This is a genomic window from Mycobacterium sp. WUMAC-067 (genome assembly GCF_020217485.1).
In the GTDB taxonomy this organism is placed as follows: domain Bacteria; phylum Actinomycetota; class Actinomycetes; order Mycobacteriales; family Mycobacteriaceae; genus Mycobacterium.
In genome coordinates this window covers 74,300-96,378 of record NZ_JAEKMI010000016.1, presented here as the reverse complement: position 1 = coordinate 96,378, position 22,079 = coordinate 74,300, and the positions used below count along the sequence as shown (strand labels likewise).

Here is a 22,079-nt window from a genome sequence, read left to right as displayed (position 1 = left end):
ACTACGAAAGGTAAATCAATGTTCCCCATCACCGGCCACCTCATGGCCATCACCGCTGATGCCATGTCCGAACCATCCACCAGCACAACCATTCTCGCGGCAACCGATCTGCTGACCGGCTCGCGGAAGCTCTACACAATCGCCGTCGGCGTCTTCGTCATCCTGATTCTGATCGGCGGCGGAGCTCGTGCGACCGGGGCGTTCTTCGGCGGCCGCAAAGGCGAAACGGTCGTGTGGGCAATGCTGGCGATCGTCGTCGCAGTGTTCGTCGGTTCTGGCTATGCCATCTATATGAGCCTCAAGAAAACCACCGACCAAAGCGACATCACCACAGGACAGTTCGGCTAAATGGCCGTCGAATCCGCACAGGTGTTCAAAGGGGTACACGACACCCCCACATACACCGATCTGCTGTTCAACAAGTCACTGCGCATCGGCGTGGCGGTTCCGCTCGCACTGGGCGGGACCGCCACTCTCGCGCTTCCGCTGTTGTTTCTGGACTCCGGACATGCGCAAACCTTGTTCTTCGTCCTCCTTCTTCTGACGCTTCTCGCGGCCGGAATTGGGGCGATGATTCCTTACGGGAGGCCAAGTCTCGGCTTTCGGATCCGCACCCTATGGCGCGCCGTTCGCCCGGCGGCGGAATCCAGTCGAGACAGCATGATCCTGGCCCCGCCCAACGACGTCATCGGCCACCTGGAATTCACCAAGCACGGCGTCTACGCCAACTACCTCGTGTCCGGGCTGCGCTACTACCTGCAACCGACCAAGCACCGTCTCGGCGTCGCCGAACGGCACCGCAACCTGGCCCGCGAAGTCCCCGCCGGTGCATGGATCTACAGCATGTCGGTGCCGCAAAGCCAACGGCAGCTGCTGCGCGCGATGCTGCACGGCCATCGCGACAAGCCCGAATGGATCGCCACCTGCCAAGGCCTGGCCGGCCAGCTCGCGCAGAAGAACCCCCGAACCCGCCTGTACTGGTTGCGGTTTCCGGTCGACGCCGGCCGGGAGGGACACACCCCCTTAGGCCAGGCCACCAAACTCAAAGACTGGCTGGCCGGACGCGACAAGGACTCCGACGAGTCCCTTACCGCGTACCGCACCCTGGCCCACGACATCGTCACCTCGCTGCCGGAGGAGCTCTCGCCGGTGCCGGTCACCGAAGACATGGTCGACTGGTTCTGGCGGCGCACCGCCTGGCGGGGCACCTTCACCAACCCGCTCCCCCGCCGTCGCCAGGGGACCGCTCGACAGGCACCCCGCAGCTTCCCGGTGGCCGAGTTCGACGACGGCGACCAATTGCACAACTCTGGCCGCAAGCTCCCTATGCTGCCCGCCGCCGCGGTGATGGCCGGCCTCGCCGTCCTGGCCGCTGTCTTTGTCATCGTCGCCCCCGCACTACTGTTCGGTCTCACCGCTGCCGGCCTCATCGCCCTGTGGGGTGTCGGCGTGCGGCACGTGCCGTCCTGGAAGAAAGTGCTGCGCGTCAGCAGTCCCGAAGGGCTCTATCCCGATAGCTATCAGGCGATCCTGCCGGTCACCGATATGCCCAAGGCCGGTATCCGATTTCCCGGGTCGGAGTTCCTCGATGCGCTCGACGACCTCAACACAGGTGCCGAGTTCGACTTCGCTATCAATCTCGTCGCCCACAACCGCGAAATAGAGTTCGTCCGCAACGACCGCGCCAAGGAGAACCTGGACGATCAGTTCAAGCAGCGGCGCGATGCCCGCGATGGTGACCGAGAGCTGCGCGACACCGGCCGCCAGCTTGCCGAATACAACCGGCTACTCGCTGCGAACAGTGACGAACGACCGATGGAGACCGCCTTCGTCATCGCCGTCGGCGCCAAAGACCCCGCAACCCTCGACTACAGCGTGAAGCGGCTCAAAGAGCAGCTGGCATCCTCCGGTCAGGTCTCGGTACGTCACTATCGCGGTGCCCAGGCCAAACTCTGGGCCGCGTTCAACTCAGGAGTCCCCACCCACAAGAGCTCCATCGAGCAGTTCAGCTACCGCACGACGGCACTCAAATGGTCCCGGTTCGTTCCGATCACCTCATCGCAAGTCGGCAACACCAACGGAACACTGTTGGGCTTCAACACATCCAACGCACTCAACAGCGCCGTCCTGATCGACCTCCCCGGCACCGCGCGGCGAAACCACAACCCCTGCCTCGTGTGCAGCGGCGCACCCGGATACGGCAAGTCCTATGCCTCGAAACGCATTGCCCGCGGCGAGTACCAGCGCGGCGCCCAATTGTTCATCGTCGACCCCGGCATCGAATGGGCCAAGGCATTCGCCGACGTCCCCACCGACCGCAAAGCCGTGATCGATATGGCCGGCAACAACTTCGGCTGCGACCCGCTACGGATCTTCCCCGAACGCGTCGCCGGCGGCTATTGGCTCGACTACATGATCCCGATGATGGGCCTGGACTCACGCAGCGTCGCCGTGCAACGGCTGCGCACCATCCTCACCGCGCGTGCCCGCCGGCAACTCAAGATTCCCAGCACCGCGGCGCTCATGGCCTACATCGCCAGCATCCAAGCACCGACCACCGGGCCTGACACGCGGTCCGAGCAGGTCGTCAAGCTCGCCGAGGACCTGTACCCGATCCTGGTTGCGTTGCAGTCGTGGTCGACCTACGACTTCACCCGCGCGATCTTCGACGACACCCTGCCCATCCCGGACCTGGCCAACCTCGATCTGACGATTTGGCTCACCGAAAGCCTCGACCTGCCCGACGCCGAGGAGATGAGCACACCCCACCTGTACAACGACCTCAGCGATCGCAAGAAGGCCTCCGTGGCCATCTACGGCATGCTCGTCCGGCTCGCCCGAACCACGTTCTTCGCCAACAAGTCGCGCTTCGGCCTCATCATCCTCGAAGAAGCCGGAGGCCTGCTCAACTCCCGCGCCGGTGCCGCTGACGCGCACCTCATCAGCCGTCGCGCTCGCAAGCACTACACCGGGCTGCTGATCATCACCCAGGATCCGGTAGCCGACCTCACCCTGATGGGCGACAAGTTCATCACCCAACAACTCATCGTCCCGTTCGAAAACGAAGAACTGGCAAAAGAAGTCGCGCGAAAGGCCGGCCTGCGCGCGGCCGACTACGACGACCTTGAAGAGTACTTCCTAGCCGACCCGGATCCCGAAGACATGCGGGAACCGACCGACTTCGACGACGAAGACGAGGGCACAGAACGACCCAATCGCGGCTCTCGGATCGGCAAGGCCTTCTTCATCGACGAATTCCGCCGGCCCGCCCCCATCGTCGTGGCCCACGAACCCGACGCACGGATCCACGCCGCCTACGACACCACGCCCGGCCAGGAGGCAGCGTGACCATCGCCAGCACAGCGGCCCGGCCTCATCCCGCCGAGCGGTTCGGGTACTTCATGGCCATCCACCCGAGAATCCGGCGCGTCAGCATCTTCTGGTCAGTCGGCCACATCCTCACCCTCTGGTCAGTCGTAGCCGCACCACCAGCATTCGCATCAACCATGGCCGGCGTACTGAACTGGACCGGCATCAAGGACACCTACGGCGTTCCCCTCGGCAGCTACTACCTATCGGTCGTGTCGGCCGGGGAGGCCATCACAGAAGCCGGCCCGGATCTGTCCATCAACCCGGCCAGCTGGGCCCGGTGGCTCGGCAACGCGATCATCACCGGCGTCAGCCACGACACCGTCGTCAGCTGGCTACAAGCACAAGTGTCGTTCTACGTCTTCATGATCACCGTCGCCTTGTGGTTGCTGCGTTTCGCCATGTCATCGACCTGGCTGTACTGGCTGGCCACCTGGTTTCGACCCCTTTTCGACATACTGCGCACCCTGCTGATCGACCTGGGAGTGCTCCCGATCTGTCTCATCCTGGCCCTCGGCTACGGCGCCTATCAGATGCTGTGGCACGGCCGCCGCGGCCTCGGATGGAGCATCATGCTCAGTAGCTTCGCGATCGGCGTGATCGGCATGATCCTGGTATTCCAGGGCGATCCACTCGGCGAACTCTCCGGCGATCACGGACTGCTGTTTCAAGCCCGCACACTGGCTTTCACAGCCGCCCAGGGCGCTCTCAACAACGGCTCGCTCGTCCCGGGGGCTGATAACTCAGCCAACCTCGACCACTTGACCGCGGTCACAGCCGACGCCGTACTACGCCACCCGTTGCAGCTCATGAACTTCGGCATGGTCGTCGACGACATCGGCACCTGCGGCACCGCCTACTCGAAGGCGCTGATGGCCGGTGACGGACAGATGCTGCCGACTCTTTCCCCGACCCTGCCGACCGGGGCCCCGGGGTCCATGTCGGCGACCGACGCCTTGCCGTTCATCGGTGGAGGCGACCACTCCCGCCCCGCCCACGCGATGGCCAACTGCGGTGCCCCCCAGGCATTGGCCCACGCTCAACAACTCGACTTCGGCAGCTTCGCCGTAGGTATAGGGTTCTGCGTGCTCGGCATGATCTTCACGTTCTTCATCTGCTACGTCGCCTACTCGTACGTGATGGTCTGCGGCGCAGCGTTTCTCAACGCATTTATGGCCCTGTTCGCTGCCGGGCCGGCGATGATCGACGGCAAGCCCCGCCAGCGGGCCAAACGTCGGATCAAGGAGTTCTTCAAACACGCGTTCCTCGTCTTCGTCTACGTGCTCTACGTCTCCTTCGCTGCGGTCATCATTCTGAAAACCGTTGCACCCAACGGGTATGCGGCGCAGGTCGGCATGACTCACCCTGTTGCACAGCTCGTGATGATCGCGATCATGTCGGCGGTGGCCATCGGTCTGTTCTGGTGGCTGAAAAAGGAACTCAACGACCACACCCGCCAAGACCTCGTGCACGCGGTGCACCAAGTCATCGACCAGGCCCGCGCGGGCTACGACAAGGGCCACGAGGCCATCGACAAAGGCATGGCCGCCACCCAACGCGGCAGAGACTGGCTGATGGACAAAGGAGCAGCCGGCGGCGGTGGGAGCGACGACGGGGACGAACAACCGCTCACTGGGCAGCCCGTCCAAGGACGTTCCAGCGTCAACAAGCCCTCATCGACAAGCACTGGAGGCGGCGGTGCTGGTGGATTGACCGAATCGCTACCGGTACCTGGCGGTGGAGGTGGCGCCCTACCCGCGGCCGGTGAGGGTGCCGCAGGTGGTGCAGCGGCCGGCGGTGCGGCCGCAGTGGTCGCACCGGAGGTTGTAGCGGGCCTGGCTGTAGCCGAGAAGGTGCAAGGTGGCCGCAAACAACACTCCGCGCCCCGTGGCAACGGCAACGGGAGGCCTTCGCCTGACGCTCCCCCGGTCATCGATGCCAACGGTCCCCAACATTCCTGGGTACCAGGAGATTACGGCTCCCAGGCACCGGCCGACGGCCGCACCAACCAGCCGGCGAATAGTCAACAACGAACGCTGCCACCTCCCCCGCCGCCGCAGCAACAGCCCATATTCGACACCGACACCAACGACTATTGGAATGAGCCACCAGCACCCGGCAGAGGCCAGCAGCACTGACCTTTTGTGGTCAGTTTGCCGGGTCCGCGGACCCGGTGTCGGTCTCTTCCCCGGCCGGCACAGGTGGTGGCCACCCGAGATCGGCCACCATCTGGGCCACATTGCCTCGGTAGACGTCGAACCGTTCATGCTCAAGCAGCCCGGCACGCAGCACCACCGGATCAACGCCGGCGTGCAGCAGCAGGAACACCCGCAACAGCCACGGCGCCACCTCCGCCATGATCGTCGACCATCTGCTGATGGCTACCCAACCCAACCGGTGCGGACATTGCTGCGCAGCCCCCGCAGCAGGCGCCCCCAGCAGCGACAACCCCAGCAGCACTGCCGCGGCAACCACCACTCGTCGAACCATCGGCGTTAGCGTGTCCTCTCCACCAACCACAATGTACGTAGTTACTACATACATTAGTATGAGAGGAATCCGAGGCGGCAGAAGATTCGAGTTCACGCCCCCGCACAGGTGGTTGGGGTCTGCTGCACGAATAGGTGACATCTGAGTTGGCTTGCCCGGGATGGGCGAGCTGGAAGGATGTCAGTGTGCCCAGGCCCTACCCGCAGGAGTTCCGCGACGACGTCGTGCGCGTTGCTCGCAACCGAGATGATGGTGTGACGATCGAACAGATCGCCGCCGATTTCGGTGTTCACCCCGTGACGCTGCACAAGTGGATGCGCCAAGCCGATATCGATGAAGGCGCCAAGCCTGGCAAGAGCACCAGCGAGTCCGCTGAGCTGCGGGATGCGCGGCGCCGGATCAAATTGTTGGAGCAGGAGAATGAAGTCCTGCGCCGGGCCACGGCCTATCTGTCGCAGGCCAACCTTCCGGGAAAAGGTTCTACCCGCTCGTGAGTGAGCTCGCCGCCGACGGAATCCCCGTCGCGGTGACGTGCCGGGTACTCAAGCTCGCCCGCCAGCCCTACTACCGCTGGTTGGCCCATCCCATCACCGACGCCGAACTCGTCGAGGCCTATCGCGCCAACGCCCTCTTCGACGCCCATAAGGACGACCCGGAGTTCGGGTACCGCTACCTGGTCGAAGAGGCCCGAGAGGCCGGCGAGTCGATGGCCGAGCGCACCGCCTGGCGGATCTGCTCGCAGAATCAGTTGTGGAGCGTGTTCGGCAAGAAGCGCGGCAAGAACGGCAAGGTTGGCCCGCCGGTACACGACGATCTTGTCGAGCGCGACTTCACCGCTGATGCGCCAAATCAGTTGTGGCTCAGCGATATCACCGAGCATCGCACCGATGAAGGCAAGCTCTATCTCTGCGCGATCAAGGACGTATTCTCCAACCGCATCGTCGGGTACTCGATCGACTCCCGGATGAAGTCCCGGTTGGCCACCGCAGCGCTCAGTAGTGCGGTGGCACGCCGCGGTGATGTGGCCGGATGCATTCTGCATTCTGATCGCGGATCTCAGTTCAGGTCAAGAAGATTCGTCCACGCACTCGGCCGCTACGAGATGGTCGGATCGATGGGCCGCGTCGGTGCGGCCGGCGACAATGCGGCCATGGAGAGCTTTTTCGCTCTGCTCCAAAAGAACGTGCTCGATCGCCGACGCTGGAGCACACGCGAAGAGTTGCGGATCGCAATCGTCACCTGGATCGAACGGACCTACCATCGCCGCCGGCGCCAAACCGGACTCGGGCGGTTGACCCCGATCGAATTCGAAGCCATCATGACCACACCGGCCAGTCAGGCCGCGTGACCGTAACTGTCACCTGATCGTGCAGCAGACCCTTGCGATGACAAACACACCGGGCTTTCGGGAACGGTGCGTGAAGGGTTGGCTTACCGGCTGACCGCAGCGCAGCCATCACGCAGGTACGTCATTGACCTTTGCTACGGAAAGCGACTTACACCAGCGAATCATGCCTACTATTCAGATACGTAGACGAGGATCCGCATTGCTAGAGGAAGCTGATGCAGGATGACGTGGAACGACGGCCATTGGTCCCCGGGCGGCTGGAGATCGTGGCAATGGCGCCCATCTGAACCCCCTGGGCAATTTTCATGGCCATACTGGTGGTTGTCGCCGTGGCATCCCCAAGAGCTCCACGAACCGCCAGCCCCCAGTGGTACAGCCCAGTGACGTCGATAGGTTGTAGGAAAGCGTCGATCGTCGAGTGCTCGTCGGGCTCTGTCCGTAGATCGTGATGGTAGCGGCTCGCGTCTTTGGAAGACCTGGCGCCTGCCGCCGTGACCAGGTGCGCTGTTCCCCCGCGGTGAAAGTCCGACGAAATGAGGACCGCCGGGGTTGGTCGTGGCGTCCGTCCGCGTCGAGAAGCTCTGTGACACAGACGGTCTCATGTAGCTAGCGGTCGGGAGCCGCAGATGATCTCGCCGAGTGGCCGCCACGGCGAAACTGATCTCCGACGCGGTGGAGAAACTCTGTCTGGACGAACGCCCCGGGGCGAGGCCTTCCGTACTACTCTGGACTGTCGGCGGGTGCCTCGCCTATTTCGGACGCATCTGAACGTCCAACCGCCGACACGAGGTGAACATCATGGCTGAATCGGATGATCGAATCGCCCGCTGGAACCGATACTGGGACAAGAAATCCCGCACCTACGATCGCGAGATCGGATTCTTCGACCGCCACCTGTTCGGCGACTCTCGCCAGTGGGTGTGCAGCCAAGCCAGTGGCAACACGCTTGAAGTCGCCATCGGCACCGGCCTAAACCTGAGTTTGTACCCCGATGACGTCACCCTGACAGGCATTGACTGGAGCGAGCAGATGCTCGACCTGGCCCGCCAACGCGCCGCCAACCTGGGCCGGAACGCCACCCTGCAGCAAGCAGACGCCCACCGGCTGCCGTTTGGCGAGGCCAGCTTTGACACCGTCGTGTGCACCTTCGGGCTCTGCGCCATCCCCGACCACACCCAGGCCCTGACCGAAATGACCCGAGTACTGCGCCCCGGGGGCCGACTCATTCTTGTCGACCATATCCGCAGCAGCGCCGCGCTCGTGCGGGCCGTTCAGCGGTTCCTGGAACTGTTCACCGTGCCGTTGGGTGGAGAGCACTTTCTGCGTCGCCCACTCAACCATCTCCGCGCTGCCACCAACCTCGACATCAGCCGCGTCGAACGCTTCACACTCGGCCTCGTCGAACGCGTCAGCGCACAAAAGACCGCCTGAACCAGCACACCTCACTGTCGCCGCACTGGCTATGTGCTACGTCGACAGCAGCCGCCATTCTGATGGGGGCACCGCGTTTGTTTTTGACCTCCTTACCAAATGGCCCGCAGGGCACATAGTGTTGCCGGGGGTCAATCGGGCACTTGCAGTGGCTTTGACACTTTGGCACACCGCGTCCACGACGTCGCGACATTGCCCGCAGGGTCGTCAATCAAGCGGGGTTGGTCTGATGGGTCGCCAGTGAGCAGTCCGTGCCGGCCGCAGTACTCGTCGTTATAGATGGTGTCGAAGTAGCGTTGCGGCCCGTCGGGGAACACGGCGGCAATCGTTGCCTGCTCGCCAACGGTGCGTGCGATCCAATCCGCGACGAGCGCAACAGCTCCGACGCTCCAGCCGCCACTGAGGAAGTGATGTGTTGCTAGGTTGCGGCAGGCCCAGACCGCTTCGGTTGGAGCCACCCAGTGAACCTCATTGACGGCTGCGTAGTCCACGTTGCGAGGATAAGTACTGGATCCGAGGCCCCTCATGAGCCGGGCAGCGGCTGGTTGACCGAAGGTAGTGGATCCGATGCTGTCCACACCGATCAGTTGCATGTCGGGGTTGAATTGCCGCAGGACCTTCGCGACGCCGGCGGAGTGCCCACCGGTGCCCACCGAGCACACCAGATAGTCGATCGGCCCCAGCTCGTCATGCAGTTCGAGCGCCAGAGAGCGATAGCCATCCGCGATGTCCGGGTTGTTGTACTGGTCGGGATTCCAAGCGTCGGGATCTGCAGCGAGAGTTTGGATTACACGCCGCATACACGCCTCATGCCAGCTGCCATGACGATCGGGCTTTACCACCATGTCTATGTCGGCACCGTAGGCTGACAACATCCGTTGAACGATAGGCTCCATCGCAGGTTCTGTGACAAGGGTGACGGGGTGTCCATACGTCAATCCGGCGAGTGCCAGGCCTAGACCGAATGTCCCACTTGTGTACTCAATGATCCTGGCACCTGGCTTCAAATCACCACGCGCACGCGCACATTCAACCAGGTGCAGCGCGGAACGATCTTTCAAGCCTCCAGGGTTGAATCCTTCGAGTTTGGCCCAATAGCCCTGGCTACCTTCGGCGGGGCCTGCCGGTATCCGCATGACGGGTGTGTCACCGACCATTGCGGTAGGCAGGTCGCATCGGCGCAGCGGCCTAGGATGCACGTCACGACTGCTCGATTGCGGGGCCAGAATGTCTGTCATCAATCACCTTTCAGAGGTTCACATCGGTACGCAATTCCTGAGGGAAAGGCTCTGTCGCACAGTCTGATTACACGATTCGGACGGGATCTGGACGACTAGGGGACGCGGCGGTGGGGCGACCCACGGCATCCCGACGCTGTGTGCTGTGGTTAGTTCAGCGCTTACAAATCAGGTCGACATACACGGTGGGAGCGATCGTCTGCTGAGGGCGCGCTCCGATTCGAACCGGTATCGATTGGACGGCTTTTCGGCCGGGGCGTACCGCGTTGACCGTGCACTTGTCGATCGGTGCATCCCCCACCCGGCTCACCAGGACGCGGAAGCCTTCTGCCTGCAGCGTCCCGATGGTCGTCTGGGCATCAGAGGTTCCAGACGGTGCCGCCACTGCTGGGCCGGCCAGCGCGATCGGAGCGATGCCGGCCGCTACCCCAATGCTGAGTGCTGCCATTCCCGAGAGCAATTTAGATGACATTTTGAACTCCTGGCGCAGACGGTTACGGATAAACCAAGCCTACGAGCATTTCGAATTGCCAAAGCAAACCTCATACCAAATACAAAAATAGCTTCATGCGGAACTGTCAGCGTTTTCCCAGCTGACACATTTGAACCGCTTAATGTTCCTGTACGGACCGGGGAAAACTGGGAGAATTGTATGGGGTTAACGGTAGCCGGACAATGAATCGTGTGAGTCCTTGTGCGGATTCGACGCGGACGGTTCCTTGATGCGCTTCGACAATGGAAGCGACGATCGCCAAACCCAGACCGGTTCCAGCTTCCGGTTCGCCGGATTTTCGTGCCTTGGCGAACCGCTCGAACAGATGTGGAAGAAGTCGCTCGTCGATGCCAGGGCCGTTGTTCGCGACGATCAGCTCTGCAAAATCACCGTCCTCGTCGCGAACTGTAAGGGTGGTGGTGACGGTCGTGCCTGCCGGTGTGTGTACCCGAGCGTTGGTCAGCAGGTTTGTGATGAGCTGCTGCAGGCGCGTCCAGTCACCGTGGACACAAACCGACGTCTCGGGAAGATCGGCCTGCCAGATGTGCTGGCCGCTCACGACTGCCGCGTCATTGACGGCTTCGAGGACTAGTTCGGACAGGTTCACCTCGTCGTACTCGAGGTCATGTCCCTCGTCGAGGCGGGATAGCAAGAGCAGATCGTTGACCAGGCGTGCCATCCGTTGCGATTCTGCTTCGATGCGGGCCAGGGCATGTTCGGTGACAACTGGCAGGTCAGCGCTATCTTGGCGGGTCAATTCAGCGTATCCCTGAATGGCGGCCAGGGGTGTGCGCAGCTCGTGGCTCGCGTCACTGAGAAACTGCCGCATGTGTCGGTCGGTCTCCGCGCGCTCGGCCAAGGCTCGATCAACATTGGCCAGCAGCCCGTTGAGGGTATTGCCGACGATGCCGACCTCGCTCTTAACGTCGGTGTCGCTGTCCTGGACGCGAACGGTGATCCGGTGGTCAGCGTCTGTCAGCGGCAGCTTGGCGACTTGTGCCGCGGTAGCAGCAACGCGGCGCAGAGGACGCAAGGATGTGTTCACGACGGTCATCGCGCCGATGGATGTGATGACAACTGCGGTCACGGTCAGCGCCAACGTCCAGAGAACTTTCTCGGTGAGAGCGCGATTGGCGGGACCCAACGACACCGCCGAAACGAGGCGGTCTCCCCCATCGATGGTGCGACTGCGTATCCGGTACTGCCCCAAACTGCCCAAATCGATGGTGAATGCGGGCCCGTTACGCCATACGTGATTCTGGATCACCGCCACCACGTCGGCGGGCGCAGGTCGGGCCTCTCGTTGGTAGAACACCGCTGACTCGGCCACGGTATTGCCATGCAGCACCGCGATGACATTGTCAGTGCCCTGACCGGTGAAGTGGGTCAGTTGTTCAGCCAGGACCGGGCCGTCGGCGTGCTCGTGCAGCGCATACTCGAACGCGGTCAAGGCACGGGCCACCTGGTCGTCGCTGACACTGGTCACATAGGAGCGCAGGGTGAGGATGGAGATCGCGCCGACAGCGAGCAAGACGAGGGCCACCACGGTACATACACCCACCACCAACTGGTTGCGTAAGGACCGTGGTCGCCAAAAACGCCCGGGCCGGCTATACGCCATCGGCCGGTCGCAGCATGTACCCGACGCCGCGCACCGTCTGAATCATCGGTGGCCGCCCTGAGTCGATCTTCTTGCGCAGATATGAGATGTACAGGTCGACGATGCTCGCACGGCCCGAGAACCGATAGTTCCAGACACGATCCAGAATCTCGGCACGGCTCAAGATGCGCCGCGGATTTCGCATCAGATACCGCAACAATTCGAACTCAAGACCAGTGAGGGTGATCGCGTCCTGGCCTCGGGAGACTTCGCGGGAGGCACCATTGAGAACGAGGTCCCCCACCTGCAGCACTTCGTGCTCCGGTACCGCGAGGGCACTGGCGCGGCGCAGCAGACCCCGCAGCCTGGCGACTAGCTCTTCGAGGCTGAACGGCTTGGACATGTAGTCGTCGGCGCCGGCCGTCAGTCCGGTAACACGGTCGATCACCGAGTCACGGGCGGTAAGTAGCAGCGTTGGCGTGTACCGCTCGTGCTGACGCACCCGCTTCAAGACATCGAGACCGTCAGCGTCAGGAAGCTGAATGTCGAGAACAAGCACATCAGGGCGGATCTCGGTGAATTTCTCCATGGCCTCTTTGCCACTATGAGCGACGCTGACCTGCCATCCTTCGTAATGCAACGCCATCTTCACCAAGTTGGTGAGTGCCGGTTCGTCATCGACCAGCAGAATCCGCACCGGCGTGGATTCAATGCTGTTCAGGCCGGCGACTTCCTCGGGTTCTGCCTGCTGAACTTCGTCGTGCACTCTTGACATTGTTGTCATGGACTTATGATCCAAACTCCACGTAATACTGTCACCATGTTCAATCCGTCTACCTATATTCCCGGTTCATAACTATTGGCGATTTCCGTTGGGGCAAGGAATCGGGCGGATTGCGGACAGAAATGGACCGTGAAAGTGCAGCAGTGCTGCTGCAATTTACCCCGCCACCCACAGAAATGCGCTGCGTCTGTGGCGATTCATCCCCTGCTAGTGATTCCACTGGGCTTGCATTCCCCATTTCCGCGTCACGGTGTGACCCAACCTGGACCCGAGCCGCCCCGCAGTAGCCCGCCTGCTCGGTGACCACTCCCCCTCTCAGGGTGGCAGCCGCATGTGTTGAGGGGTTCGAGTTTCAATAAAGGCTCCGTAAAGATAGGCGGCACGGCGCCGGTACCAGCGCTGCCACCAGCCTGGGCCGCCGAAGTTGGCGTTCCATCAACGTGGTGCCGCAGCGCGTGAGCGCAGCGCTCATCTATGTACGTACTACGTATATACGCACCAGGCACTCTAGCGTACGGCTGGAGGCAGCGGGCCAGTCCATCCGCCGAGGCCAGGACGCACATCTGCGCTCGTTGACCCCACGCGTTCAACGAGAATGCTCATGAAGGTGAACGCATATGGATAGCTCGTCCGCTGCGATGTCGGCACCTTTGCCGGCAGTAACCGGCCCAGCAACTGAGCGCTGGGCGGCAGTCCGCACGAACGCATCGCTCGTGGGCTTGCCCCAACCACGCACGATCGACTGGGCGTCCGCCCCACAACGCCGAAAAACTTCAACGGGTTCTGACTCGACGCGCGGCCCGGCGCAACACGGCTCGCAGTCGGTCCGATTCCTCAGGGGCAATAAGGTCGACAAAGTACCCCAGTACTACGTCGGGTCGCCCCCCAGTCACGAGTGCTTCGCGCATCACCTCAGCGCTATGCTGCTCGCGCGTCAGAACCGGCCAGTACCGGTAGGCCTTACCTGCCCGGTCTCGCTCCAGCCACCCCTTAGTGTGCAGGTTGTCCATCGTCGACATCACAGTGGTGTAAGCGATCTCGCGTTCTGCAGAAAGTTCATGGAACAAATCACGAACCGTGACTGTCGCGGGGCTTCGATCCCACACACGGTCCATGACGACCGCTTCGAGCTCACCGAACCGCCGTGGTCGCACCTTCGCCTCCTGGCTGTCGGAGCGGTGACCTGGACCGCGTCTGAGTTCTGTAAGTACTGCGTACGTAGATAAATAGTATTCCGCGTGCCAGCCTGCGATCAATCAACGTCTGCGGCGCCCACCCGCCAGGCGGTCACCGGAAACCGATGGCGATTTCGCAACTAGCCATTTCGCCAGGCGACCACGACGAGGCGCACATGGACGATCTCGGCGACACAGACTTGCGACCGCCCGCCGATGGGCCTCGGCATCGGCTGGACCCTGTCACTGCTCGCTAGTCACGCACCCGAAGGCCATCCTACGTAGTTACATAGTAGTGTTGGGGACGCGTGCTGCAGGTGGAGGTCACATGTTCAAGCGGCGGATGTTGCGCTCATGGTGTGCACTTTTGAGTGCAGCGGCGCTGAGCGTGAGCTGCAGTACAGGTCGTGACGCTGTCGCCCAGGGCGGCCGGTTCGAGTTCGTTTCGCCGGGAGGGAAAACCGACCTGTTCTATGACCCCCCGTTGGATCGAGGCTCCATCGGGGATCTCACAGGACCACTGCTGCAGGAAGAACGATCGTTTCACCTCTCGGAATTCTCCGGCAAGGTCGTGGTGGTGAATGTATGGGGGTCTTGGTGTGGACCGTGTCGAACCGAGACACCGGAGCTGGAGCGGGTGTTTGAAGCGACAAAGTCTCTGGGCGTGGCGTTTCTGGGAATCGATGTGCGCGACAATCTGTCGTCGGCGCGTGATTTCGTCACCGATCGCCATGTCCAATTTCCCTCGATCTTCGATCCGTCCCTGCGGAGTCTGATCGCCCTGGGAAAGGGATACCCGACCAGCGTCGTGCCGACCACGCTCGTTTTGGATCGTCGTCATCGTGTCGCCGCGGTGTTCCTGCGCGCGCTACTGGCCGAGGATCTTCACCCGGTGGTACAGAGAATCGCCAGCGAGCCGCAGTAGGTACCGCCTCGCCCACGCCCTCGTGTCTCCAAGGCGCTCTGGCCGCACGGCAGGCCAGGCATGCATCTTCGTAGATACCCGTGCCGGTTGGGACGTTGGATACGGGTGGAGTCCGGCCACGATGGCGTGGGTACTTGGCCGCATCGGTAGTTGAGCGTGGGCTTTCGTAGCCGATTGCGATGCCGCGCCGTGTCTATTCGTATGGCAATCCCCGGTCAGCGGCGTTGGGGCCCCTACAGCCCAGTGCATCGGAAGTCAGCTGCTACCAGGCGTCCGCGGATATATGGGCATTCGAGAACACCGGGTTCAGTGACTGCGCAGACAGGGTCCGCAGCGACCGATGTGAACTTTGGCGACCGGGCAATGGTGGCCACTGCCAACCCGCGGGCTTGCCCAACGTCCCAGCCCGCGACTCGCTGGCTTGATGTTGGCTGCGTACCGGTTGGGGCCGCAGGGTTGGCGCGCCTGGGTTGCGCACGCCGTCACCTCGGGTGTCGGCATGGCGCACAGCCCAACTCGTCAGCCGATCCAGGGCAGAACGGGAGGCCCGCTGCGAGGACCGCCCTGGAAGTTGGGGTTGCCGGGTGCAGGAGGTGGCGGTACGTGGATCTCAGCGTGGCCGGGAGAAGTGCATTGGTGAACTCCTGGCGCGGGCGCAAGACATTCCTGTGGTGCCGCAACTGCCTGCGCCGGGTTGATCGCGATCGCTGCCCCCAGGATGCCCGCGGCCGCAACGGCCACTAGGAGAGGGCGACTCTGAATCAGCATGACAATTCCTTCCGCCGTGTTCCGTTGAACTTCGATACATGCCAACGGTAGAAGCCGCCGTAGCGGCCACCGAAGTGCCAAAAGTCCCTAGACCAGTGCCAAAGGTCCCTACTGTTGAACCTTCGGTCACGTGAGGGATTCACGACGGGATTCTCCGCAAGCATCGGCGCAGCTACTGTCTACGCACGGTTTCCGCAACCACCGGCGCCATGAGACGCGAAGGCGAACGTCGCTCGCCCGTGCGCGCATGCTCTAAACACGTTGGAGGACAATAGGTTCTGCGCTGTCATGGACCGGCAGCTTCGGGAACCTGGTGGAGACAATCCGAGAAGCTGTCCAGACATCACCAAGCCCGGTCTATTGGCTCTGCAGGTTGGTATAACGTGCCGCGGATGGGTCCCGGCAGTAGGCCGAAGCGCTGAGAACTGCGCGAGGGCAGGCAAAATCGCGTCCCAACCCCGGCGCTGCTTCAGATGCGTGCAACCGAACTGCTGGGGTGAGCTGGATAATCGCACGATGCGGACTAGTGCTCGTGCTCGAACACCACGAGCGTGTCGGCGATGGCATCGTCGACGAAGTATGCGCGGCAGATGAACGGATCATGGATCACGCTTCCGACCTCGGTCTGGGCATCTACTGTTCCGGTGACGTTCCACACCGTGATACGCGAATAGTTGACGCCTTTGAGCGGCTTATTGGTCGTCAGCGGAAAGAGATCTCGGCTCTCAGGATCCAGCTCACTAGCTCTCACCTGCACGTCGGACATACTGGCTGTCGACGGCGACGCCAACCGGCCCCGCACGTCGGACTCGCAACGCTGCTGCGCGGTGCGCTCAATGGAGTCTCCGAAACCAAACAGGTGCGCTTTCATGGTAATCAGGGCAGCTATGCCCACCACGAGCGCACAGATCGTCGATCCTGCAATCCAAACCCAGATGCGACGCCTCCGGGGTGTCAGCGGTGAACTGTGCGATCCCATAGCGACCTAAGGTAGCGCGATCGCAACGCGCGATCGCGGAGAATTCGGGCCGAGACGGACAACGGTGATCGACCAAGCGAATCAGCGAACCCTGAACTCATCGCACTGCGACAAACGCGGCCGTTTCGTGTTCCCGACACAACGGTGACTGCTCCGGGGATGCTTGGCGATTCTGCGCCCAGACTCGCAGCCCCACCGGCGCCATCTCACCTACCTCATACGAGCGCATCCCGGGCACGGCTGACCGCCCTCGCAGCCCGGGCACTCTGGCATCGACATGCCGGCACATCCCGGGCAGTCACGCATGGGCATGGACATGGACATGTCGCCGGCGCAGCACCACATCATTGCCGGCTTCGTACCGCCGATGGCATAGATCACCGCCATCGGGTCGGCGCCGGTCACATCAAAATACACCTTGCCCGAAGACGTCTGGCCCTGGTCAATGGTCGCCGCGGGAAGGCCGGCCGGACTGGCCACCTGCCACAACACCTGATACCGCACTCCTGGATGCGCGACCGCATACACATTGGGAATGATGGGGGTGACCGAACCGGACAACGCATGCACCGACACGGTCGCCTCCCACAGCCGGCCGGCGAGCGGATAGCCAGGCGCCGAATCAGCGCTGGGGCGCAGGTCGGTTACGGTCCACTGTTGGACGACGGCTCCGCCGGCATCCGCGATCTGCTGCGCAGCACCAAATCGGTGCGGACACTTCCCGTCCATCGCGGCCGCTGCGGTGGGTGCAGCCACGCCCGCGAGCATCAGCAGCGCCACCAACGCGACCACAGTCCTGACCAAATTGCGCATCGGCGCTGTCCTTTCGACCCGTGCATGCATCGCACGATTTTCCTATCTACGTACACACATAGTAAATCCCCCGCGACCGTGGAAAGCGTGTGGATGACTACGCGCCGCCCCTGCGTCGATCAGCTGGTGGCGGACCGGCGCGATCTCGGGGCATTCCGGTATACGATGAAAGTACCCCCGTGGGGTATCCGGGTCGGTTCGCCGGGCACGAACCGACCGACATGCGGTCGCCAATTCGGCCCGATCGAGAGAGGTTGCTAGATGGTCACTAGCGAGTTCGTTGTTACCGGCATGACGTGTGGACACTGTGCGGCGTCGGTGCGCGAAGAGGTCGCCAAGATCGCCGGTGTCGAAGACATCGATGTCGATGTCGCCAGCGGCAAACTTGTCGTTGTCAGCAGCGGGCCGATTGCAGATCCCGCTGTTTTGGGTGCCGTCGAAGAGGCTGGCTACACGGCAAGCCGGGCCGATCAATCAAGCGCCGGCCAACACGGCGCGTCGGGCGGCTGCTGCGGCTAGGACAGCGCTGCCAGCAGGTGGCGGCAGGCTTCCTCACATGTCGTGCATGTCTGGGCGCATACTCGGCAATGTTCGTGGTGTTCGGCGTGCCGGTGGCATTCAGCTGCGCAGTCAGCGCAGGCGTTCGCGCAGAGACTGAGCACGCCATGGGGGAGGTTCGCATCAAACTCGCCGTGGCGCGACAGGACCCCTGCAGTGGTCGTGCAGATGTCTGCGCAGTCCAAGGTGGTGCGGATGCACGTGGTGAGCTGCTGGACAGATTGTTCGTCCAGACACGCACCGGCGCACGCGGTGCAGGCTTGCGCGCAGTCTTGACAGGCATCGATGCGGGCCGCCACTGCGGCTCGGTCGGCCGCGCTCACAGCGTTGGGAAAAGTCGCTAGCATCTTGGTTGCGGTACTCATGGGCTCCTCACTTCGTGGCATCGGCGTTGGCGGCAGCAGCGCGCGGGCATGTGACGCAAGCCCCGAACATGCGGCCAGACAATCGGATACCCAACGACATACGGTTCAACCACGTAGATGTCGTCTGTCGGTTGATCCGCCGGTACCGATCGCGAATCCGGGGGCTTCGCGTGCACAACGGGCGACACACGGCGGGCCGGGGCAGCCGTATGTGACGGCGACTCGATCGGTAGGTGGGCATCGTCAAAGGCTTGCCCCATATGCGCCCAACCCGGTGGACTTACGCCAATAGATACCGGGGAACGCGTCAGATTGCTGCCCACTCTCTTGGGCATAGCCCAAGCGGCTAGCGCCAGTTCAATACTCGGCCGGTCTGCTGCCAGACAATCATCCCGCCATCCAACTCCACGATGTCTCGATATCCCAGCTGTGCCAATGTGGTGGCGGCGATGCGACTCATGCGGCCCGATCGGCAATAGATAGCCAGCGGCGTCGTGCGTGAGGCCGGTAACTGCTCGGCGCGGGCAGAGATCTGATCGAATGGAATCGCGAGATCCGTGCCAGCAAGCTCACCCTCGTAAGGGACATGGACGTTGATGGTGATGCGGTTGGGCTCGGCCATCGCCTTGGCGAACAAGTCGGGACCGATCGATTTCGCAGCGGGGGCAGGCGCGACTGACGCAGTGTCTCGGCCGTCCGAAGGGCGCGCAGCCTCATCGGTTGGCCCGCTGGGGGCGCCGCAGCCGGCCACGACGAGTAAGGCCACGCAACACAATTCTGGCAGTCGATGTACCACGACATTCAGCATGACGGTCTCCTCAGCTTCGGGTTGCGACAGCGATGCGTTGTTCGACCGCACGGGCCAGCGCCGGCCCCACCCTTCAGACCCGTACCACAGATGACTTGCCTGGGGCGCCAAGGCTCTCCGTGTAGAGACCGGCTCTATTACTGTGTACGACAGTAGACCCCTTGACAATCCCGTCGGCCAGACAATCCTGGTTCCTAGACGGACAATTCATGAACTGTTCGGGGCACCCGGTCGAAAGGGAAAGGCCAGGCATGAAGTCTAAAAGAAACTCACTGACCACACGTGTGACCGAGATCGTGCGCCACCCCGGTGTGCGCGCGATTGCCAAATGTGCGCTGCTGTGCGCTCTCGACATGGCGCCGCGGCGGCCCGAAGCAGCACGTCCAGTCAACTGCTGCCGATGAATCTCCCTGCCTCGCGTACACCGTCTATCCGGTAGGCACCGCGTTTGACAATGCTGGATGGGCTCACGGTCGAGTCCGCACCGGCTGCTGCTGATGATGCTGGTCGTGTCGAAGATGGCGCCCTCGGGCCACAGCGCGTCGCAGTGACACGGCCCTGCCGCTACCGCAATGTTGGCTGCGGTCTGTTATTTCGTCGATGCCTGCACAACGTCACTGGTAGTGAGCTGTCCGCCACGGTCTAATCGATACAGCGCCACCGCTGAGACCAATCCGATCACGACCAGCGCGCCCCAGAACACTTCGACAGCCCCCCAGTCACGGGCGGCCTGCAGGGCTGCACCGGTGGCAAGGTTTCCGATGAGGATGCCGACTCCGACGATGGTGTTGTAGAAGCCGTAGTGGGTTGCGACCAGCCGGTCTCGCGCCAGGGAAACTACGGTATCCATTTCGAATGGGAATACCGCAGCCGAACCGACCGCGAGCAACCCCGCCGCCGCCAACAACGCGGCCACACCGGCAACGGCCCCAAACCGTCCAGCGTCAGGAGCGATCAGCAGCGGTAGGAACGAGGCTGCCAGGATGATCATGCCGATCACCAGTGATCGACCACTGCCCCAACGTGTTCCAAACCATCGGGTGATGCGCAGCTGCCCGCCGACCGCCACAACGCCCGAGATCACAAAGATGCCGGCGACCACCGCGGATTCGTGCTGCGGTGTAAGTGCGGCTGCCTGCAACGGCATCGCCAGGTACACCTGGAAGCTGAGCACGTAACAGCCGATCATCGCGACCGCGAACCGCAGAAATGACCGGTTGGCCACCACTGCACGCCAATTGTCGATAACGCTGGTCGCATCGTCGTGCGAATCGGCCGCGTGCTGCGGCAGTGCGAACAGTTGGGCGACCGTCAAGAGCGCGAACACCGCTGCTGCAGCGGCGGCTACCGTGCGGAAGTCGGCCATCATCAACACCAATCCGACAAGCGGACCAGCCAGGATGCCCGCCTGATAGAACATGTTGAACAAGGCGAACGCCTCAACGCGGCGAGGGCCGGAGTCGGCGGCCAGATAGGCGCGCACCGCGGGGTTGAACAGGGCTCCGGCGAATCCTGTCGCCGCCGAGGCGATCAGCACGGCGGGCAGGGAATCGGCGAACACCAACAGACCGAATCCGGCGGTCCGCAACAGGCATCCCACCACGATGAGGGGCTTGAACCCGAGCCGGTCGGCCAGGGTACCGCCAACAACGAACATTCCTTGCTGGGAGAAGTTGCGTACACCCAGCACCAGACCGATGGCCCAGGCGGCCAGCCCAAGCGGCCCGGCCAGGTAGCCGGCCAGGTAGGGCATCAACATGTAGAACCCGACGTTGATGCCGAATTGGTTGATCATCAGCAGGCGGCTGGGCCAGCCGAAGCTGGTGAACTGCCGGACTGCTGCGATCACTGGGTGCCCTGCATCGGGTCGACCACGTTGACGCACCGCGACCACGAAGTAACGACACGCTCGGTCGTCGTTGCGAGCTCGGCAGGATGGGCAGGTGGTTGAACTCCGAGAAGGCCATGTTCGCGGCAGTAATCGTCGTTGTACACCGTGTCGAAGTAGCGCTGCGGGCCATCCGGAAAGACCGACGCGATCGTGGCGGTTTCTGGCTCAGTGCGCGCAACCCAGCCTGCGACCAGGGCAACCGCCCCCACACTCCAGCCCCCCGAGGCGTAATGCGTGGCTGCCAGGGAGCGGCACGCCCACACTGCTTCAGCGGGCGCAACCCAGTGCACCTCGTCGAATGCGGCGTAGTCGACATTGCGGGGATAGATACTGGATCCCAAGCCACGCATGAGACGTGTTGCGGCGGGCTGCCCGAAGATGGTCGACCCGATGGTGTCCACCCCGATGAGGCGCATATCGGGGTTGAACTGACGCAACACCCGTGCGATGCCCGCAGAGTGCCCGCCGGTGCCCACCGAGCACACCAGCACGTCGACGTTTCCTAGCTGGGCATCCAGTTCCAGTGCAAGTCCCTGATATGCCTCGACGTTGTCGGGGTTGTTGTACTGGTCGGGGTACCAGGCATTGGCTTCGGCGGCCAGCAGTTCAGCAACTCGGTCGCGCCGGGCTTGTTGCCAGCCGCCTTGCGGATGCGGGGTGCTCACCACGTCGACATGGGCGCCGTAGGCCGCCAGCATCCGATGCATGATGGGCTCCATCCCGGGGTCAGCCACCAAGGTGACCGGATGGCCGTAGACGGTACCGGCCAAAGCCAGGCCCAAACCCAACGTGCCACTGGTGGATTCCACGATGCGCGCGCCCGGAAGCAGATCGCCTCGAGCGCGGCCCCGCTCCACCATGTGCATGGCGGGACGATCCTTCATGCCGCCAGGATTGAACCCTTCCAACTTGGCCCAAAAGCCACGCTTCTCATCGCTGAAAGGAGCAGAAATACGTAAGACCGGCGTGTGACCCACCATCGTGCCAAGTCGATGGTTGCGGCCCAGTGCGCGGTGACTGGTCGAGTGTTCAAGATCGGAGGAA

The 22,079-nt window shown here is 62.7% G+C and carries 19 protein-coding genes; 7 read left to right on the top strand and 12 right to left on the bottom strand.

The genetic code is table 11. From position 1 onward, the window contains the following. The first annotated feature begins 18 nt into the window (after positions 1-18). From JF781_RS13825 to JF781_RS28540, 3 genes are read left to right on the top strand one after another with little or no spacing between them, the layout of a single operon-like run. A complete protein-coding gene (locus JF781_RS13825) occupies positions 19-348 on the top strand; it encodes a glycosyl transferase family 39 (RefSeq protein ID WP_225341250.1) in 330 nt (109 codons plus the stop codon). Then, positions 349-3,348 (top strand): ATP-binding protein, encoded by a 3,000-nt coding sequence (locus JF781_RS13820; RefSeq protein ID WP_225341249.1) that lies wholly within the window; start codon positions 349-351, stop codon positions 3,346-3,348. Next, positions 3,345-5,507, top strand: coding sequence for a hypothetical protein (locus JF781_RS28540; protein WP_304621376.1), 2,163 nt, complete (start codon positions 3,345-3,347; stop codon positions 5,505-5,507). The genes JF781_RS13820 and JF781_RS28540 overlap by 4 nt, the downstream gene beginning before the upstream one ends. 10 nt (positions 5,508-5,517) lie before the next feature. On the opposite strand, the gene JF781_RS13810 is transcribed toward JF781_RS28540, so the two are convergent. Then, entirely contained in the window at positions 5,518-5,859 is a 342-nt protein-coding gene (locus JF781_RS13810; protein ID WP_225341248.1) for a hypothetical protein, read from the bottom strand. A gap of 185 nt (positions 5,860-6,044) precedes the next feature. Here JF781_RS13810 and JF781_RS13805 point away from each other — a divergent pair. Continuing rightward, positions 6,045-7,207 (top strand): IS3 family transposase gene (locus tag JF781_RS13805; protein WP_110798106.1). Its coding sequence is split into 2 segments (ribosomal slippage): positions 6,045-6,329 and positions 6,332-7,207, totalling 1,161 coding nucleotides; the frame shifts between segments, so codons are not numbered across the junction. 798 nt (positions 7,208-8,005) lie between these two features. After that, a complete protein-coding gene (locus JF781_RS13800; RefSeq protein WP_225341269.1) occupies positions 8,006-8,638 on the top strand; it encodes a class I SAM-dependent methyltransferase in 633 nt (210 codons plus the stop codon). 131 nt (positions 8,639-8,769) lie between these two features. Here the strand turns inward: JF781_RS13800 and JF781_RS13795 are convergent, their stop codons facing one another. The 5 genes from JF781_RS13795 to JF781_RS13775 form a co-directional block, all read right to left on the bottom strand. Beyond that, positions 8,770-9,876 carry a PLP-dependent cysteine synthase family protein gene (locus JF781_RS13795; protein WP_225341247.1) on the bottom strand — a complete coding sequence of 369 codons (1,107 nt, stop codon included), beginning with the start codon at positions 9,874-9,876 and terminating at the stop codon, positions 8,770-8,772. Between the two features lie 154 nt (positions 9,877-10,030). Continuing rightward, on the bottom strand, positions 10,031-10,348 hold the full coding sequence (locus JF781_RS13790) for a hypothetical protein (protein ID WP_225341246.1): 318 nt from the start codon (positions 10,346-10,348) through the stop codon (positions 10,031-10,033). Between the two features lie 139 nt (positions 10,349-10,487). Beyond that, entirely contained in the window at positions 10,488-11,990 is a 1,503-nt protein-coding gene (locus tag JF781_RS13785) for a cell wall metabolism sensor histidine kinase WalK (RefSeq protein WP_225341245.1), read from the bottom strand. Further along, a complete protein-coding gene (locus tag JF781_RS13780) occupies positions 11,980-12,753 on the bottom strand; it encodes a response regulator transcription factor (RefSeq protein WP_374109700.1) in 774 nt (257 codons plus the stop codon). Before JF781_RS13780 ends, JF781_RS13785 begins: the two co-directional genes overlap by 11 nt. 773 nt (positions 12,754-13,526) lie before the next feature. Beyond that, positions 13,527-13,907: a BlaI/MecI/CopY family transcriptional regulator gene (locus JF781_RS13775; RefSeq protein WP_225341244.1), complete on the bottom strand. Its 381-nt coding sequence runs from the start codon at positions 13,905-13,907 to the stop codon at positions 13,527-13,529. Positions 13,908-14,256: 349 nt separating this feature from the next. On the opposite strand from JF781_RS13775, the gene JF781_RS13770 reads away from it, so the two are divergent. Continuing rightward, positions 14,257-14,853: a TlpA disulfide reductase family protein gene (locus JF781_RS13770; protein WP_225341243.1), complete on the top strand. Its 597-nt coding sequence runs from the start codon at positions 14,257-14,259 to the stop codon at positions 14,851-14,853. Positions 14,854-16,144: 1,291 nt separating this feature from the next. On the opposite strand, the gene JF781_RS13765 is transcribed toward JF781_RS13770, so the two are convergent. Together JF781_RS13765 and JF781_RS13760 are read right to left on the bottom strand one after the other, a co-directional pair. Then, the gene (locus JF781_RS13765; protein ID WP_225341242.1) at positions 16,145-16,492 is read right to left on the bottom strand and encodes a hypothetical protein; all 348 of its coding nucleotides are present in this window, start codon (positions 16,490-16,492) and stop codon (positions 16,145-16,147) included. A 318-nt stretch (positions 16,493-16,810) separates the two neighbouring features. Next, positions 16,811-17,413 (bottom strand): DUF1942 domain-containing protein, encoded by a 603-nt coding sequence (locus JF781_RS13760; protein ID WP_225341241.1) that lies wholly within the window; start codon positions 17,411-17,413, stop codon positions 16,811-16,813. A gap of 261 nt (positions 17,414-17,674) precedes the next feature. Between JF781_RS13760 and JF781_RS13755 the strand changes: the two genes are divergently transcribed. Beyond that, on the top strand, positions 17,675-17,932 hold the full coding sequence (locus tag JF781_RS13755; RefSeq protein WP_225341240.1) for a heavy-metal-associated domain-containing protein: 258 nt from the start codon (positions 17,675-17,677) through the stop codon (positions 17,930-17,932). Here JF781_RS13755 and JF781_RS28735 read toward each other — a convergent pair. The 4 genes from JF781_RS28735 to JF781_RS13735 all read right to left on the bottom strand — a co-directional run bounded on the left by JF781_RS28735 (position 17,929) and on the right by JF781_RS13735 (position 22,015). Then, entirely contained in the window at positions 17,929-18,318 is a 390-nt protein-coding gene (locus JF781_RS28735) for a four-helix bundle copper-binding protein (protein ID WP_374109701.1), read from the bottom strand. The genes JF781_RS13755 and JF781_RS28735 overlap by 4 nt on opposite strands. Positions 18,319-18,682: 364 nt before the next feature. Then, positions 18,683-19,144 (bottom strand): rhodanese-like domain-containing protein, encoded by a 462-nt coding sequence (locus tag JF781_RS13745; RefSeq protein ID WP_225341238.1) that lies wholly within the window; start codon positions 19,142-19,144, stop codon positions 18,683-18,685. Between the two features lie 589 nt (positions 19,145-19,733). Further along, positions 19,734-20,939, bottom strand: coding sequence for an MFS transporter (locus JF781_RS13740; RefSeq protein ID WP_225341267.1), 1,206 nt, complete (start codon positions 20,937-20,939; stop codon positions 19,734-19,736). 50 nt (positions 20,940-20,989) lie between these two features. Continuing rightward, complete coding sequence (locus tag JF781_RS13735; protein WP_225341266.1) at positions 20,990-22,015, bottom strand: PLP-dependent cysteine synthase family protein; 1,026 nt, start codon at positions 22,013-22,015, stop codon at positions 20,990-20,992. Positions 22,016-22,079 lie beyond the last annotated feature (64 nt).